Source organism: Flavobacterium sp. (genome assembly GCF_044377315.1).
In the GTDB taxonomy this organism is placed as follows: Bacteria; Bacteroidota; Bacteroidia; order Flavobacteriales; family Flavobacteriaceae; genus Flavobacterium.
The window spans coordinates 82,222-100,866 of sequence record NZ_JBILJG010000003.1 but is presented as its reverse complement, the minus strand read 5'-3'; the positions used below and the strand labels follow the sequence as shown (position 1 = coordinate 100,866).

At 32.7% G+C, this 18,645-nt stretch carries 11 protein-coding genes; all 11 read left to right on the top strand.

The annotated features are described in order from the left end of the window. Nucleotides 1-100 precede the first annotated feature (100 nt). Nucleotides 101-1,090 carry an aspartate-semialdehyde dehydrogenase gene (locus tag ACIQ66_RS01750; RefSeq protein ID WP_396211093.1) on the top strand — a complete coding sequence of 330 codons (990 nt, stop codon included), beginning with the start codon at nt 101-103 and terminating at the stop codon, nt 1,088-1,090. 15 nt (nt 1,091-1,105) lie between these two features. Further along, nucleotides 1,106-3,244, top strand: coding sequence for a prolyl oligopeptidase family protein (locus ACIQ66_RS01745; protein WP_396211092.1), 2,139 nt, complete (start codon nt 1,106-1,108; stop codon nt 3,242-3,244). A gap of 82 nt (nt 3,245-3,326) precedes the next feature. After that, nucleotides 3,327-3,674 (top strand): hypothetical protein, encoded by a 348-nt coding sequence (locus tag ACIQ66_RS01740; RefSeq protein WP_396211091.1) that lies wholly within the window; start codon nt 3,327-3,329, stop codon nt 3,672-3,674. Between the two features lie 72 nt (nt 3,675-3,746). Continuing rightward, nucleotides 3,747-6,131, top strand: a complete 2,385-nt coding sequence (locus ACIQ66_RS01735) for a TonB-dependent receptor domain-containing protein (RefSeq protein WP_396211090.1) — start codon at nt 3,747-3,749, stop codon at nt 6,129-6,131. Nucleotides 6,132-6,142: 11 nt separating this feature from the next. Beyond that, nucleotides 6,143-6,751 carry a type 1 periplasmic binding fold superfamily protein gene (locus ACIQ66_RS01730; protein WP_396211089.1) on the top strand — a complete coding sequence of 203 codons (609 nt, stop codon included), beginning with the start codon at nt 6,143-6,145 and terminating at the stop codon, nt 6,749-6,751. Between the two features lie 144 nt (nt 6,752-6,895). After that, the gene (locus ACIQ66_RS01725) at nt 6,896-9,175 is read left to right on the top strand and encodes an NADP-dependent malic enzyme (protein WP_396211088.1); all 2,280 of its coding nucleotides are present in this window, start codon (nt 6,896-6,898) and stop codon (nt 9,173-9,175) included. Nucleotides 9,176-9,248: 73 nt separating this feature from the next. Beyond that, complete coding sequence (gene ruvA / locus ACIQ66_RS01720) at nt 9,249-9,830, top strand: Holliday junction branch migration protein RuvA (protein WP_396211087.1); 582 nt, start codon at nt 9,249-9,251, stop codon at nt 9,828-9,830. Between the two features lie 3 nt (nt 9,831-9,833). Beyond that, nucleotides 9,834-17,039 carry a cell surface protein SprA gene (gene sprA, locus ACIQ66_RS01715; RefSeq protein ID WP_396211086.1) on the top strand — a complete coding sequence of 2,402 codons (7,206 nt, stop codon included), beginning with the start codon at nt 9,834-9,836 and terminating at the stop codon, nt 17,037-17,039. Nucleotides 17,040-17,082: 43 nt separating this feature from the next. Next, nucleotides 17,083-17,463 carry a glycine cleavage system protein GcvH gene (gene gcvH / locus ACIQ66_RS01710; protein WP_396211085.1) on the top strand — a complete coding sequence of 127 codons (381 nt, stop codon included), beginning with the start codon at nt 17,083-17,085 and terminating at the stop codon, nt 17,461-17,463. Then, nucleotides 17,456-17,824: a VanZ family protein gene (locus tag ACIQ66_RS01705; protein WP_396211084.1), complete on the top strand. Its 369-nt coding sequence runs from the start codon at nt 17,456-17,458 to the stop codon at nt 17,822-17,824. Before gcvH ends, ACIQ66_RS01705 begins: the two co-directional genes overlap by 8 nt. Before the next feature lie 61 nt (nt 17,825-17,885). Next, nucleotides 17,886-18,629, top strand: a complete 744-nt coding sequence (deoC, locus tag ACIQ66_RS01700; RefSeq protein ID WP_396211083.1) for a deoxyribose-phosphate aldolase — start codon at nt 17,886-17,888, stop codon at nt 18,627-18,629. Nucleotides 18,630-18,645 lie beyond the last annotated feature (16 nt).

Genomic DNA, 18,645 nt, shown 5'->3' with positions numbered 1-18,645 from the left:
CTTGAGGCGGTTTTTCTTTTTTTAAACTGTTGTTGAACTAATTGAAATTCTATCTACTTTTGTGTTTCTAAATTTTATTAAAAATCTAAATATAGTTAATATGAAAGTTGCTGTAGTGGGCGCAACCGGTATGGTTGGCGAAGTAATGCTTCAAGTTTTAGCAGAAAGAAATTTTCCTGTAACCGAATTAATTCCGGTGGCTTCCGAAAAGTCTGTTGGAAAAGAAATTGAGTTCAAAGGAACAAAATATAAAGTAGTTGGTTTGCAAACTGCTGTCGAAATGCGCCCAGATATTGCATTGTTCTCAGCGGGTGGTGAAACATCATTAGCCTGGGCACCAAAGTTTGCCGAAGTTGGAACAACTGTAATAGACAATTCTTCTGCATGGAGAATGGATCAAACAAAAAAACTAATTGTTCCTGAAATCAATGCTTCTGAATTGACAAAAGATGATAAAATTATAGCCAATCCAAATTGTTCAACAATACAGATGGTTATGGTTTTAGCACCATTGCATAAAAAATATAAAATCAAAAGAGTTGTTGTTTCAACCTATCAATCTATTACCGGAACTGGTGTAAAAGCAGTGCAACAATTGGAAAACGAATACGCTGGAATTCAAGGCGAAATGGCTTATAAATATCCAATTCACCGAAATGCAATTCCGCATTGCGATAGTTTTGAAGAAAACGGATACACTAAGGAAGAAATGAAATTAGTTCGCGAAACCCAAAAAATCATTGGCGATAAAACAATAACTGTTACGGCAACTGCTGTTCGTGTGCCAATAGTTGGTGGTCATAGCGAAGCAGTAAATGTAGAATTTGCAAACGATTTTAACGTAAGTGAAGTTAGAGAAATTCTTCATCACACTGATGGTGTTACTGTTCAAGATAATTTAGATACTTTTTCGTACCCAATGCCTTTATTCGCCCATGGAAAAGACGATGTTTTTGTTGGAAGAATCCGTAGAGATGAAAGTCAACCCAACTCATTAAATATGTGGATTGTTGCCGATAACTTAAGAAAAGGAGCAGCAACCAATACAATTCAAATTGCCGAATATTTGGTTACAAATAATTTGGTATAATCTAATTTTATAAAAATGAAAAAAATAGCACTAATAACTTCATTATTTTTTATGGCAAATAGTAATGCACAAACTTTAGTTGACGCTAGTAAAGCTAATAAAGATAATTTAAAATATCCTAAAACAAATCAAATAGAACACATTGATACTTATTTTGAGACAAAAATAAGCGATCCGTATCATTGGTTAGAGGATGATAAATCTAAAGAAACGGAAGCTTGGGTAAAATCTCAAAACGAAGTTACGAACGCATATTTAGATAAAATCCCTTTCAGAAATGATTTGGTGAATCAAATGAAAAAGATGTGGGATTATGAGAAAATAAGTGCTCCTTTTGTAGAAGGGGATTTTACTTATTTTTACAAAAATGATGGTCTTCTAAACCAATCTGTTTTATATAGACAAGATAAAACTGGAAAAGAGGAAGTTTTTTTAGATCCAAATACTTTTTCAAAAGATGGAACAACGTCACTAGATCAAGTTAGTTTTTCAAAAGATGGTTCAATTGCAGCTTATTCAATTTCTGAATCTGGAAGCGATTGGAGAAAAGTTGTATTTATTGATGCAAAAACTAAAAAAATCTTAACCGACAAATTAGTTGATGTAAAATTCAGCGGATTATCTTGGAAAGGAAATGAAGGGGTTTATTACTCAAGTTATGATAAACCAAAAGGAAGTGAACTGAGTGCCAAAACAGATCAGCATAAATTGTATTTTCATAAATTAGGAACTAATCAAAAGGCAGATAAAGTTATTTTTGGGGATAAAGAAAAGTACCGCTATGTAAGTGGTTTTATCTCAGAAGATGATAAATATTTGTTTATTTCTGTTGCGGTTTCCACTTCAGGAAACGAGCTTTATTTACAAGATTTGAGCAATCCAAAATCTAAATTAATTAAAGTTAATGAGGGTTTTGATAATGATGTAGATGTAGTAGATAATGATGCTACGACTATTTACTTAATTACTAATGTAAATGCTCCAAATAAAAGAGTGGTAGCGGTTGACGCTTCTAATCCAATCGAAAAAAATTGGAAAGAAATTATTCCTGAAACCGACAATGTTTTGTCAGTCACAACTGGTTCGGGTTATATTTTTGCAGAATACCTAGTTGATGCAGTTTCTTCTGTACTTCAATATGATTATAAAGGAAATATTGTTAATAAGATAAAATTGCCAGGACTAGGAACAGTCTCTGGATTTAGCGGTAAAAAGAAAGATGAAAAACTTTATTTCTATTTCACCAATTATATAACCCCTGGAAGTATTTATCAGTTTTATCCAAAATCTGGAGATTCTAAACTATATAAACAACCAAAAGTAGCTTTCAATAGTGATGAATATGAAAGCAAACAAGTTTTTTATGCTTCTAAAGATGGAACAAAAGTTCCAATGATAATTACCTACAAAAAAGGGCTAGATTTAAACGGTAAAAACCCAACAATTCTTTACGGTTATGGTGGTTTTAATATAAGTATTACACCAAGTTTTGGAGTAGCAAATGCAGTTTGGCTTCAAAATAATGGTGTTCTTGCGGTGGCAAATATCCGTGGAGGCGGCGAATATGGAAAAAAATGGCATATTATGGGAACTAAAATGCAAAAGCAAAATGTATTTGATGATTTTATAGCAGCAGCCGAATATTTATTTGATAACAAATACACTTCATCTGATTATTTAGCACTAAAAGGTGGTTCAAACGGCGGGTTACTAGTTGGGGCAGTCATGACACAAAGACCAAATTTAGCAAGGGTAGCATTGCCAGCAGTTGGGGTGTTAGATATGTTGCGTTACCATACATTTACAGCTGGAGCTGGCTGGGCTTACGACTATGGAACTGCAGAAGAATCAAAAGAAATGTTTCAGTATTTACTAAAATATTCTCCAGTTCACAATGTAAAAAACGATGTTCAATATCCTGCAACATTAATCACAACAGGAGATCACGATGATAGAGTAGTGCCAGCACATAGTTTTAAATTCGCCGCTCTATTACAAGAAGCTCAAAAAGGTGATTTTCCAACTCTAATACGAATTGATGTAAAGTCTGGTCATGGAGCAGGAAAATCTACTTCAGCAACTATTCAGGAAAATGCAGATATACAAGCATTTACCTTGTTTAACATGGGTGTTGAAAGATTGCCTCGTTACTAAAATTAAATAGTAAATCCCAATTGACTAAATGTTTTGTTAAAATCAATTGGGTTTCTTTTTTAGAGTATTACATTTGCATGTTATGAATAAAAAGGCATGCATATTTGGTTTTTCTATAGGATTGATTGTATTAGTAGCGTTACTTTTACAATCATTTCATGCCGGACATCACTTAGAAGAACTTTTTGCCGAAAAACAATGCCATCATAAATACGATAAGTATAAAACTGAAATTTCTCACGCACATCACGATTTTGATGATTGTTTTGTTTGCGAATTTACTTTCAGTGGTGTTTTTTCTACTTCTTTTTTTTCATTCAAATTAGAAAAAGTTGAGCCTAAATCAATAGCTCTTTTTTCTGATTATGTAGGAAATATACAATTCTTCTCTGGAAGTCTTTTTTCACTCCGTGGACCACCCATTGTTTAAAATTTTCTAAACAAAAATCATTTTTGGATATTCCAAAAGTGAAATCAGTGTTTATATATTTTGAACAAAAAAATGCAGAAGAAAAGTTATCTAATTTTTTGCCTTTTGCTGTTTTGTGTTAACTTGTTTTCACAAAATACCCTAAGCGGAAATATTACCAATCAAGACAATCAAGCTCTTGAAGGAAGCCATATTCATATCGGAAATAAAACAGTTTCAAGCGATTCTGAAGGGAATTATAGTGTAAAAAAATTACCAAACGGTTTAACCAAGATACATGTTTCTTTTGTCGGATACAAATCTATTGATACTACTATGGTTATTGCCAAAAATGAAGTTGTCAATTTTGTTTTAAAAAAAAGCATTTCTAATCTTAATGAAATTGTGGTTAAACAAGAACGAAATACTGTAAATAAAACCGTTTTTGAACAAAAAATTAAAACTGAAACCATCGAAAAGTACAGCGCAAAATCCCTAGGTGATGCGTTGCGTGAAGTTGTAGGTGTTTCAAGTTTAAAAACAGGCAGCACTGTCGTAAAACCTGTTATAAATGGTTTGTTTGGCAGTCGAATTCCTGTAATAAGCAATAATGTGAGGTTAGAAGATCAAGAATGGGGGGTTGAACACGCTCCAAGTTTTGATATCAATGCAGCCGGAAAAATAACGGTGATAAAAGGGGCTTCTGGCTTACAATATGGTGGAGATGCAGTTGGCGGATTGGTTATAATCGAACCAAACTCGGTGAAAAAAGATACTTTATTTGGAAAAACAGTTCTTAGTTATGATTCAAATGGAAATGGCGGTACAGCTTCAACAAGTATTCATAGAGGTAATGTGCTAGGATGGAGCTATAATACTTTAGCAACTTTTAAATATCTAGGCGATAGAAATGCGGCCAATTATGTTTTATCAAATACCGGAAATCGTGAAAGTAATTTTACTGGTGATGTCAAATTTAGTGCAAAAAGATATGATATTTCAGTTTTTTACAGCTATTACAATGCTACTATTGGAATATTAAGTGCATCACATACAGGAAACGTAAATGATTTATACAATTCAATTAATAATCAAATACCTTCTGTAATTAATGATTTTACTTATACTATCAAATCACCGCGTCAAGAAGTTCAACATCATTTAGCTAAAGCTAATTTTAATTACTATTTCAATGAAACTGCTTTTTTATCGGTTCAATATGCTTATCAATTCAATAAAAGAAAAGAATTTGATATTAGACGAGGTATATTTAAGAACACCGCAGCATTAGATTTGGATTTAAAAACCCATTCTTTCAATGTAGATTTTAAGAAAAGCACTCATGATTGGACAATTAAAACGGGGGTTAATGGCTCATTGCAAGATAATTTTGCAAATCCTTCAACTGGAATTCGTCCATTAATACCAAATTATGACAAAACTACTTTAGGTAGTTATGGTGTGGCGAGTTATGGTTTTTCAGATAGTTTTACTATTGAATCTGGTGTAAGGTATGATTTTTTCAAAATTGAAGCAGCCAAGTATTATTTTAAATCTCGTTGGGATGAACGGAATTATTCCAATCAATTTAGTCATTTTATTCTTGCAGACTATACATCGCAATGGTTGACTAAACCAACATTTACTTTTCACAACATAAGTGCAAGTTTAGGCTTTCATAAAAAGTTTGAAAAAGAGTTCGATTGGTTTGCTAATGTAAGTTTGGCGACAAGAAACCCAAATCCATCTGAGTTTTTTAGTGATGGTTTGCACCATTCAACAGGCGTAATTGAGTTGGGCGATTTAGCATTAGAAAAAGAGAAATCAGTAAAAGTTGCCACAACATTTCAAAAAAAATGGAAAACTTTTTCGGTTGAATTAAATCCTTATGTCAATTTCATTCAAGATTTTATTTTTTTGAGACCTATAGGTTTTGAAACAACAATTAGAGGCGCATTTCCTGTTTGGGAATACCAACAAGATAATGCAAGATTGGCAGGAATAGATTTTCAAACGACTCTAAAAATGGCTACCAACTGGCAACATACTTTTTCTTTGTCTTATGTAAATGGTGAAAATTTATCTCAAAAAGAACCACTTATCGATATTCAGCCATTTACTATCAAAAACAAAATTCAATTTTCAAAAAAAGAATGGAATAGTTTGGTTTTAGAGCTAGATAGTGAAGTAGTGATGCGACAAAATAGGTTTCCAAACAATAATTTTGAAACTAATATTTTTCAAAATAATGAAAGTTTTCCTGTTGTTGTCGATATAAGTTCACCGCCACCAACTTTTGGATTACTGAATTTTTATTCAGAAATAAAGTTTAAAGTTTTTCCAAAAATTCATTCAGTTCTCGCATTTTCAGTTCAAAATATATTGAACACGTCTTATCGAGATTATCTCAACCGTCAACGTTTCTTTGCTGATGAGTTAGGGAGAAATTTCCAAGTTCAATTAAAAATAAATTATTAAAAAGTAAAATTATGAAAACAATAATAAACAAATTCACAAAAGCAACTAATGTTTCAGCAAGTAAATCTATCTTATTAGCAACTCTTTTTTCAATCAGCTTTATAGCTTGTGATAAGGACGACAATCCAATTGCTCCACCGGTAAATGAAGAAGAATTGATTACAACTGTAAAAGTAACCTTAACAAATGGCACAAATGTTGTTACTCTGACTTCTAAAGATTTAGACGGCCCTAATCAACCAGTTTTAACTGTTGTTGGTACTTTAATTGCAAATACAACTTATGACGGAGTTGTTGAGCTACTTGATGAAACCAAAAATCCAGTTGATATTGTTTCAGAAGAAATTGAAGAATCGGAAGAAGAAAAAAGAGAGCATCAGTTCTTTTATAACTTAACGGGTTTAACAGGATCTACAGTTTATTCAGATTTTGATAGTAATGGTAATCCTATTGGACTTAATTTTAGTTACACTACAGGTGCCGCTTCAACTGGAAGTTTTACAATTACGTTAAGGCATTTGCCAATCAAAACCGCCGCAGGAGTAGCTTCTGGAGATATAACAAACGCTGGAGGAAGTACTGATGCCCAAGCTACTTTCAATGATCTTGTGATACAATAAAAGTTAAGGGACTTAATTATTTTGAAAAAGAGGAGTAGCAATATTCCTCTTTTTTTATGTAAAAAAAGTAAAAGAATGATGCAAAAAGTTTCCATTTAAAAAGCATACTCGTACATTTGCAGGTCAGAATTGAAATTAAAAAAAATGCATAAAGATAGCAAACGCAGAGAAGCTCTATTATATCACGCCAAACCAAAACCTGGTAAAATCGAAGTTGTTCCAACTAAAAAATATGCAACGCAAAGAGATTTGTCGTTGGCTTATTCCCCAGGAGTTGCCGAACCTTGTTTGGAAATAGCAAAAGACATTGATAATGTTTATAAATATACTGCCAAAGGAAATTTGGTTGCTGTAATTTCTAACGGAACAGCAGTTTTAGGTCTTGGAGATATTGGTCCTGAAGCATCAAAACCCGTTATGGAAGGAAAAGGATTGCTTTTCAAAATCTTTGCTGGTATAGATGTTTTTGATATTGAAGTTGGGACAAAAGATATTGAAGAGTTTATTGCAACTGTAAAAAATATCGCTCCAACTTTTGGAGGAATAAACCTTGAAGACATCAAAGCACCAGAATCTTTTGAAATTGAAAGAAGATTGGTTGAGGAGTTAAATATTCCAGTAATGCATGATGATCAACATGGAACCGCTATAATTTCGGCAGCTGCATTATTAAACGCAGTAGAATTAGCGGGCAAAAAAATGGAAAAAATCAGAATGGTTATTTCTGGAGCTGGCTCGGCAGCTATTGCTTGTGCAAATCTTTATGTGGCTTTTGGTGTAAAAACCGAAAATATTGTAATGTTCAATAGTAAAGGTGCACTAAGAAAAGATGATCCAAAAATTTCTGATTTACAACGAAAATACGCTACTGATAAAAAATATGATTCGTTGATTGATGCAATGAAAGATGCCGATGCTTTTGTCGGATTATCATCTGGCGATATTGTTACGCCAGAAATGTTGTTAGCAATGTCTAAAAATCCAATCGTTTTTGCAATGGCAAATCCTGATCCAGAAATAAAATATGATCTTGCTATAAAAACAAGAAAAGATATTATAATGGCAACGGGCCGTTCTGACCATCCTAATCAGGTGAATAATGTTTTAGGATTTCCTTATATTTTTCGTGGCGCTTTAGATGTTAGAGCAACTAAGATTAACGAAGCTATGAAAATGGCAGCTGTTAGAGCTTTGGCAGCTTTAGCAAAAGAATCGGTTCCTGAACAAGTAAATATTGCTTATGGCGAAACCAAATTGAATTTTGGTAGAGAATATATTATCCCAAAACCTTTCGACCCAAGACTAATTACTACTGTTGCGCCAGCAGTTGCAAAAGCAGCTATGGAAAGCGGTGTAGCTTTAAATCCAATTACCGATTGGGCAAAATATGAAGAAGAATTATTAGATCGAATGGGTTCTGATAATAAAATGGTTCGTTTACTAACTAACAGAGCTAAAACCGATCCTAAAACAATTGTTTTTGCTGAAGCTGATCAACTTGATGTTCTAAAAGCGGCTCAAATTGTTTACGAAGAAGGAATAGGACATCCAATTTTGTTAGGAAGAAAAGAAGATATTTTGGAACTTAAAGAAGAAATTGGTTTTGATGCCGATATTCCAATTTTTGATCCAAAAACTAAAGAAGAAGATAAACGAAGATTCAGATATGCCGATATTTTCTGGAAAGATAGACAACGCAAAGGAATTTCTCTTTTAGATGCTCAAAAATGGATGCGAGAGCGTAATTATTTCGCCGCAATGATGGTAAACGAAGGCGATGCCGATGCCATGGTTTCTGGTTTTTCAAGAAGTTATCCATCAGTTGTAAAACCATTAATTCAACTAATTGGAAAAGCACCTGGAATTTCACTTATTGCTTCAACCAACATGATGATGACCAATCGCGGACCAATGTTTTTGTCGGATACCGCCATCAATCCTAATCCTTCAGCTGATGATTTGGCTAAAATTGCATTAATGACTGAAAAAACAGTTAGAATGTTTGGTATTGAGCCTGTTATGGCAATGGTTTCGTTTTCTAATTTTGGATCTTCAAACTATGAAAGCGCTAATAAAGTAAGAGAAGCAGTAGCTTATTTGCATAAATATTATCCAGATTTAATTGTAGATGGTGAAATTCAAACAGACTTTGCTTTAAATCCTGAAATGCTTCAAAAGAAGTTTCCATTTTCTAAATTAGCAGGAAAAAAAGTAAACACTTTGATTTTTCCAAATTTAGAATCAGCAAATATTACCTATAAACTATTGAAAGAGTTATACAAGGTTGATTCTATTGGTCCAATAGTAATGGGAATGGATAAACCAGTTCACATTTTCCAATTAGGAGCAAGTGTAGAAGAGATGGTAAATATGGCAGCCGTTGCAGTAGTAGATGCTCAAGAAAAACAAAAAAGAAGAAAGTAATCCAATGATTTTGAAGCGGTAAAATTGTCAATTCGACTTTTTTACTATATTTGAATCACATTTTAAATGATTTATGATAGCACATATTCAAGGAAAATTAATTGAAAAAACACCAACCGATGTTGTAATCGATTGTAATGGTGTTGGTTATCACATAAATATTTCTTTACATACCTATTCATTATTGCCAGCTACTGAAACAATTAAGTTGTTTACGTATCTTCAAATAAAAGAAGATGCGCACACTTTATTTGGTTTTGTTGAAAAATCTGAAAGAGAAATTTTCAAAATGTTACTTTCCGTTTCTGGAATTGGGGCTAGTATCGCTAGAACAATGCTTTCTTCGTTAGAACCGAAGCAAATTATTCAAGCATTAGCCATTGGAGATATTGCAGCTATTCAATCGATAAAAGGAATTGGGAATAAAACAGCACAAAGAGCTATCTTAGATTTGAAGGATAAAGTGTTAAAAGTTTATGATTTAGATGAAGTTTCTATGTCTTTAAACAATACAAATAAAGATGAAGCGTTATCTGCTCTGGAGGTTTTAGGTTTTAACAAAAAATTAGCTGAAAAGGTAATTGATAAAGTTGTTATGCAAGATCCTACCGCAACTGTAGAAACACTAATAAAACAAGCATTAAAAAATTTATAATACTTGAAAACAAATCATATAAAAATCTTTTCTACTCAATTGAAAGTCATTGCTTTTATCCTTATTTTCTTTTTCAGTTTTTCTTTGCAAGCGCAAGTAGATGAAGAGGCTCAAGATACTGTAAAAGGATATTCTCAAGGTGCAATTCAATTAAACAATCCACCGAGTATTTTGGAAGCTTATACGTATGATCCAGTAACTGATCGTTATGTTTACACCAATTCTGTTGATGGATTTAATATCAATTACCCTATTATTTTAACGCCTAAGGAATATCAGGAATTAGTAATGCGTGAATCAATGCGCGACTATTTCAAGAAAAAATCAGATGCCATTGATGGTAAAAAAGAAGGAAGTGAAGATGCAAAAAAAGATTTATTACCAAGATATTATGTAAGGTCTGGCTTGTTTGAAAGTATTTTTGGAAGCAATACAATCGATGTAAAACCAACTGGTTCTGTCGAGATTGACTTAGGAATGCGGCATACTAAGCAAGACAATCCAGCTTTTTCTCCTCGAAATCGCTCCACCACAACATTCGATTTTGATCAAAGAATTAGTATGGGTTTACAAGGTAAAGTCGGTACACGATTAAATGTAAATGCCAATTATGATACCGAGTCAACATTTGCTTTTCAAAATCTTATCAAACTAGAATACGCTCCAACCGAAGATGATATTATTCAAAAAATTGAAGTTGGAAATGTAAGTATGCCATTGAATAGCTCGTTAATTCGTGGTGCACAGAGTTTATTTGGTGTAAAAGCACAATTGCAATTTGGTAAAACAACGGTAACTGGGATTTTCTCCGAACAAAAATCACAAACCAAAACAGTAACGGCTCAAGGTGGCGGAACCGTTCAAGATTTTGAGTTATTTGCTTTAGACTATGATGCCGATAGACATTTTTTCTTATCACAATATTTCAGAAATAAATATGACAATGCTTTAAAACAGTATCCATTTATTGATAGTAGAGTTCAAATTACTAGAATGGAGGTTTGGATAACTAACCGTCAAAATCGTGTAAATACAACCAATAATAATGTTAGAAATATTGTGGCTTTGCAAGATTTAGGTGAATCACAAATAACGGGATTAAATGATTCTGAAGTTATTTCTAATACTGCAAATGTAGATTTCTTAAATGCTATAGATTCTCCAGTTGATAATAGAAATAACAACTATAATCCCGAAACAATTGAAGCTGAGACAGGATTATTGAATGCTAATATTCGAGAAATTTCAACGGCCTTATCAGGTTTTAATTTTCCTGCTAGTGAAGGTCAAGACTATTCAAAACTTGAAAATGCTAGAAAATTACTACCTAACGAATATACTTTTCATCCTCAGCTTGGCTATATTTCCTTACAGCAAAAATTAGTAAACGATGAGGTTTTAGGAGTTTCCTATCAATATACTATTGGTGATAAAGTTTACCAAGTAGGAGAGTTTGGAAACGATGGCGTGAATGCTACAGCGGTCACAACTGATGCAAGTGGTCAGCCAGAAACAGTTTCTAATCAAACACTTATTGTTAAAATGCTTAAAAGTAGTTTAACAAATATAAATGCTCCAGTTTGGAACTTGATGATGAAAAATATATATCAAATTCCGGGTGCTTACCAACTACAACAAGAGGATTTTAGATTTAATATTCTTTATACCGATCCGTCTCCGTTAAACTATATTTCTCCTGCTGAACCTGCTTCTGCAAATCCACTTCCTGCTGGTGTTGCAGAAACACCATTGTTAAAAGTTTTTAATATTGATAAATTAAATTATAACAATGACCCACAAGCTGGCGGTGATGGTTTTTTTGATTTCCTTCAAGGACTAACGGTTGATACTCAAAACGGTAGATTGATTTTTACAACAGTAGAACCTTTTGGGAGTTTATTATTTGAAAAATTGAGAACAAGCCCTACAGAAGATTATAAAGAAGCAGGTGATTTAACGGCAACTTTCAACGAAAATCAAAAGAAATACGTTTTTAGAAATTTATATAGAAAATCACAAGCATTAGCTCTTCAGGAAAGTGAGAAAAATAAGTTTCAACTAAAAGGTAAATTCAAATCTTCTGGAGGCGATGGAATTCCTCTTGGAGCTTTTAATGTGCCAAAAGGTTCAGTAGTTGTTACTGCTGGCGGAAGAATGTTGCAAGAAGGAATCGATTATAGTGTAAACTACCAAGCAGGTAGAGTTCAAATCTTGGATCCGTCATTGCAAGCATCTAATACTCCAATTCAAGTATCTGTCGAAAATAATTCGGTTTTTGGTCAGCAAACAAGACGTTTTATGGGAGTTAATATCGAACATAAATTTTCTGATAAATTTGTTCTAGGTGCTACCTACTTAAAAATGTCTGAAAGACCATTAACTCAAAAGTCTAGTTATGGGCAAGAATCTGTAAACAATAGCATATTTGGAGTGAACACTAATTTCTCTACAGAAGTTCCGTTTTTAACAAGGTTTGCTAACAAACTTCCAAATATTGATACAGATGTTCCTTCAAATGTTTCTGTTAGAGGTGAAGTTGCTTTTCTAAAGCCTGGAACTCCCAAAGCAGATCAGTTTGAAGGCGAAGCAACTATTTATGTTGATGATTTTGAAGGCTCACAATCAACTATCGATTTACGTTCAGTTCAATCATGGACCTTAGCTTCTACTCCAAAGAAAGAACCAAATTCTATAAATAATGTAAGTACATATCTGAATTTTGGAAGCGATTCAAATGATTTAAGTTATGGTTTTAAACGTTCAAAATTAAGCTGGTACACAATAGACCCAATATTTTATGCCGATAGACCTGATGGAGTTTCTGAAGATGATTTATCTACTAATAGAACAAGAAGAATATTTAGTAGTGAGTTATATCCTAATGTAGATATTGCTGTTGGACAATCACAAGTTGTAAATACATTAGACTTAACTTATTATCCAACAGAAAGAGGACCCTACAATAATAATCCAGATCCAATAGTTCCTGAACAAAATTTCGGAGGAATCACAAGAGCATTAAACTCAACTAATTTCGAACAACAAAACGTTGAATATATTCAGTTTTGGATTTTAGATCCTTATTATGATACTGCCAATCCTTTATCTCAAGCAGACCCATCTAATACGGGTAAAATCTATTTTAATTTAGGTGCTATTTCTGAAGACATACTTAAAGACGGTAAAAAACAATTTGAAAACGGATTGCCAGAAGCTGGCGGTAATCAGTTAACACATTCAACTACTTGGGGGAAAGTACCTCAATCGCAATCGTTAGTTTATGCTTTTGATACAAATGAAGGTAATAGAGCCATTCAAGATGCTGGTTTGGATGGACTTTCAGACGATGAAGAAGCAGCTAAATATACCAACTTTGCAGGAAATCCTGATCCGGCAGGTGATAATTATCAGTTTTATTTGGCAGCACAGGGAAATGTATTAGAAAAATATAAAAACCACAACGGGACACAAGGAAATTCACCTGTAAACGTTACCGATGCTAATCGAGGAAATGCAACGCTACCTGATGTTGAAGATATAAACCGCGACAACACAATGGACGAAATTAATGCGTATTATGAATACAGCATTGAAATGAAGCCAAATATGTTGCCGGGTTCAAATTATGTTACAGACATTGTTGAAAAAACTATTGGAGGATCACAAGTTCCTAATGGAATTGAAACCAAAGCAAGATGGATACAGTTTAAAATTCCAGTTTCTAAACCTGAAAGTATAATTGGAGGTATTTCTGATTATAGATCCATTCGTTTTATGAGAATGTTTATGACAGGATTTAAAGAAGAAGTAACCGTTCGTTTTGGCGCATTAGATTTAGTTAGAGGCGAATGGAGAAGATATGATGCTTCACTAGATCCAAATGAAACTACAGTAGAAAATAATCAAGATACAACAGATTTTGATGTTGAAGCTGTAAATATTCAAGAAAACGGCAATATTTACGTATCGCCTCCAGGTGTTGTTAGAGAGCAATTATTTAACCAAAATACAGTAATCAATCAAAATGAACAATCTCTATTAGTAAGAGTTAAAGGAACAGGCTTGGAGGTTGATGATTCTCGAGCCGTTTTCAAAAATGTTAGCGTTGATATGCGTCAGTTTAAAAAACTAAAAATGTTCTTGCACGCACAATCACTGCCATCTGAAACCGCATTAGAAGATAATGAAATGGTAGGATTTATTCGTTTTGGTAACGACTTTACTGAAAATTTTTATCAAGTTGAAATTCCGTTAAAGGTTACTTCAACTGGAGCAAAATCAGCAGAAGAAATTTGGCCAGAAGAAAATGAAATTGATTTAGCAACAGAACTTTTAACGCAATTAAAAATTGAGTTTAAAAATGCCAATCTAATTTTAGATCCAAACGAAATTTTTTATAAAAACAATACAAGCGAGGGATTTCAGGGTTTGGGTAAACTAAAAATTGGAGTTCGCGGAAATCCAAATTTCGGTTTAGTTAGAACTTTGATGGTTGGTGTAAAAAACAATTCAAAAGAAGTGTTAGCGCCAGGTAAACTAATAAAAGGTGAAGTTTGGTTCAATGAACTTCGACTAGCCGACCAAGATAACGAAGGTGGAATGGCAGCTGTTATGAATGTTGATGCCAATATTGCCGATTTCGCAACTCTTTCAGCAACTGGAAAAATGAGCACCATTGGTTTTGGCGCACTAGAACAAGGACCAAATGAAAGAAGTAGAGAAGATGTGCAACAATATAATATTGTAACCAACTTGAGTCTTGGAAAATTACTTCCTAAAAAATGGGGCATAAATTTACCTTTCAATTATTCTATTGGAGAGGAAACCATTACGCCAGAATATGATCCGTTTAGTCAAGATATTCGATTAAAACAATTAATTGATATTACCGATAATCAAGCGGAGAAAGAGAATATCAAAAATAGAGCTATCGATTATACAAAACGTCAAAGTATCAATTTTATTGGGGTTAAAAAAGAACGAGGCGAAAAGCAAAAACCACATATTTATGATCCAGAAAATCTAACATTGTCTTACTCCTATAATAAAGAACAACGTCATAACTATGAAATTGAAGATTATATAGATCAACGAGTAAATACAACGGTTGATTATGCCTATAATTTTCAATCGAAAGCGGTTGAGCCATTTAAAAAATCTAAATTCTTAAAGAAAAGCTCCTACTGGAAATTATTAAGTGATTTCAATTTTAATTATTTGCCTTCCAATATATCTTTTAGTTCAAATATTATTAGACAGTATAACCGTCAGCAATTCCGTCAGGTTGATGTTGAAGGAATTCCCCTTGATGCACTTTACAGAAGAAATTTCCTTTTTAATTATCAATATGGTTTCAATTATAATATTACTAAATCATTAAAAGTTAACTTTAATGCTTCTTCAAGTAATATTGTTAGAAATTATCTCGATGCGAATAATGTACCTGATAATTCAGTTGAAATTTGGGACGATTATTGGAATGTTGGAGCACCTAATCAACACAATAAACAGATAGTTGTAAATTATGATTTGCCAATAAATAAAATTCCTTTCTTGAGTTTTGTAAAATCAAATTATACTTATACAGGAGATTATAGCTGGCAAAAAGCTTCGCAAGCGTTAGCAGAAATTGAATTGGGCGGAATAAAATATAACCTAGGAAATACTATTCAAAATGCTGGTTCGCATAAGTTGAATACCAGTTTTGCAATGGATAATTTTTACAAATATATAGGTCTTACAAAATCAACCAAAAAAGGCTCAACTAAACAACCAACAAAAGCACCAAAACCGGGAGAAAAAATTGTAAATACAAATCTTCCTGCAACAAGTTCAAATTCTGTTTTCAAAGATGGAATGATAGGATTATTAACTAGTATAAAAAACATTCAGGTAAATTATATAGAAAATAAATCGACTGTTTTACCAGGTTTTACTCAAGGGTTAGGTTTCTTTGGTTCGACTAAACCAACTATTGGGTTTGTTCTCGGTTCACAGTCTGATATTCGTTACGAAGCTGCAAAGATGGGTTATTTAACTAATTATCCAGATTTTAATCAAAACTTTACACAAGTAACTAGTAAAACGTTGAATCTTACAGCCAACATGGATTTATTTCCAGATTTCAAAATAGATTTTACAGCAGATAGAACTTATGCTGATAATTTTTCTGAACAGTTTGATACTAAAGGAGGGCAATATAATTCGCGTTCTCCCTATACAACAGGAAACTTTGCCATTTCTACAACGATGCTAAAAACTTCTTTCAAAACAAGTGATGGTGTAAACTCTTCGCCTTTTGACGATTTTAGAAATAATCGAATCATAATCGCCAAACGTTTAGCCGAAAATTATTATGGAAGCAATGCATATCCGCTTGATTCTGATGGCTACCCTGATGGTTTTGGCAAAAATAGTCAGGCAGTCTTAATACCTTCATTTTTGGCTGCCTATACGGGTCTTATTAGCGGGAAACAAGGCGAATCTGCCAATAAAATTTCCCTGGGTTCATTTAGAGATATTCCTATTCCTAATTGGACAATGAAATATAGTGGACTAATGCGCTACAAGATGTTTAAAGAAAAGTTCAAAAGATTTTCATTGCAAAGTGCTTACAAAGCATCTTATACAATCAATTCATTTAGATCTAATTTACAATTCGGAATAGATTCTGATGGAAGAGATACTGGTGGAAATTTTTTAAACAAAACAATTATTGGAAACATAAATCTTGTTGAACAATTTAGCCCTTTAATGCGAGTTGATATGGAGTTGAAGAGCTCTGTCAAAATCCTTGCCGAAATGAAACGTGATAGAGCATTATCAATGAGTTTTGATAATAATTTATTAACCGAAGTAAAAGGAGTCGATTACACGGTTGGTCTTGGTTATAGGATAAAAGATGTAACCATTTCTACTAAATTAGCCGACAATCCAACAGGAATTATCAAAAGCGATATTAATCTAAAAGCCGATTTTACCTATAGAAATAGTCAAACAATAGTTCGTAATTTAGATTACAATAATAACCAATTATCAGGAGGTCAAAATCTTTGGTCAGCTAAGTTTACTGCCGATTATTCGTTTAGTAAAAACTTTACAGCAATCTTCTTTTATGATCATTCTTTTTCTAAAGCTGTTATTTCAACTTCATTTCCAATCACTAATATTCGATCTGGATTTACTTTGAGATATAATTTTGGAAATTAAGATAAATCTATACCTTTGTCAGAACATAAACACATAAAATAAAATGAACACACCAACTAATTTAAAATACACTAAAGACCACGAATGGATTTCAATTGATGGCGATATTGCAACTGTAGGAATTACTGATTTTGCACAAAGCGAATTGGGAGATATTGTATATGTTGAAGTTGAAACTCTAGACCAAACATTAGAAAAAGACGAAGTTTTTGGAACTGTTGAAGCAGTTAAAACCGTTTCAGATTTATTCTTACCTCTTGCTGGTGAAATTATTGAATTTAATGAAGATTTAGAAAGAAATCCTGAAGTTGTAAATTCTGATCCTTACGGTAAAGGATGGATGATAAAAGTGAAAATTTCTGACGATTCTCAAATTTCCGAATTATTAGATAGCGAAGCTTACGGAAAATTAATTGGTGCTTAATAAAAAACAAACTCTTTTTGTTGCTTCTTCTTGGACACTTTTAGTAACTGTTTTAAGCCTAATTAGCACTGGAAGTTTCGTGAGTATAGCAAATATAAACATTGCTTATAAAGATAAAATTGTACATTTTATTTTCTATTTTGTAATGGTTATTCTTTGGCTCAATTATTATAACAGAACTACTTCCAAAAATAGTTATATAAAAGTTTTATTTATGACTATATGTTATGGAATATTGATTGAAATTTGTCAAGGTGTTTTTACTGCCAACAGAGAAGCCGATGTTTTTGATGCAATAGTTAATACTGTCGGAGCTTTTTCTGGATTTATTTTGTTTAAAGCGCTATCAAATAAAAACTAACATACTTAAATCTCTCATAAGTCGGGAGATTTTTTTATTTTTACAATGTAAATATCCAACTATGAATATTAAAAATTATTTAGATTCAACGTATCTAAAAACAAACGAGCAAGCAGGATTGTCTGAACAAGAAAACGAAAACATAGCTAAAGGTTTTATTCAAGAAGCCATCGATGAAAATTTCAAGTTAATCATGATTCGTCCTGATAGAGTTGCTTTGGCAAAAAAAATGATTACCGAAGCCAATTCTAAAGTTACCATTGGAACAGTAATTGGATTTCATCAAGGAGCAACAAGCATTATAGAAAAATTGGAAGAAGCTACTATAGCAATTCATAATGGTGTGGACGATTTAGATTACGTTTGCAATTATACCGCTTTCAAAAATGGTGAAATTGATTTAGTGAAAAATGAAATCCTACTTGGAACAAAACTAGGGTTAGACCATCATAAAATCGTAAAATGGATTATTGAAGTAGCAGCTCTAAACGATACACAAATCATCCAACTTTCAGCACTAATCAAAAATGTAGTAATGGCTAATTTTAAAGAAGACAATTATCAAAATGTTTTCGTAAAATCGTCAACGGGTTTTTATAAAACTGAAAATAATTTACCAAATGGAGCTACAAAAGAATCTATTGTTTTAATGCTCGAAAACGCTTCTCCATTATCTATAAAAGCGGCTGGTGGTGTTCGTAATTATGAAGAAGCTGTTGAAATGATAAGGCTTGGTGTAAAACGTATTGGAACTTCGTCTGCAATAGCAATTGCCAATGGCGAAGTTTCTAAAAGCGATTATTAATTTCTGAACTAATTTT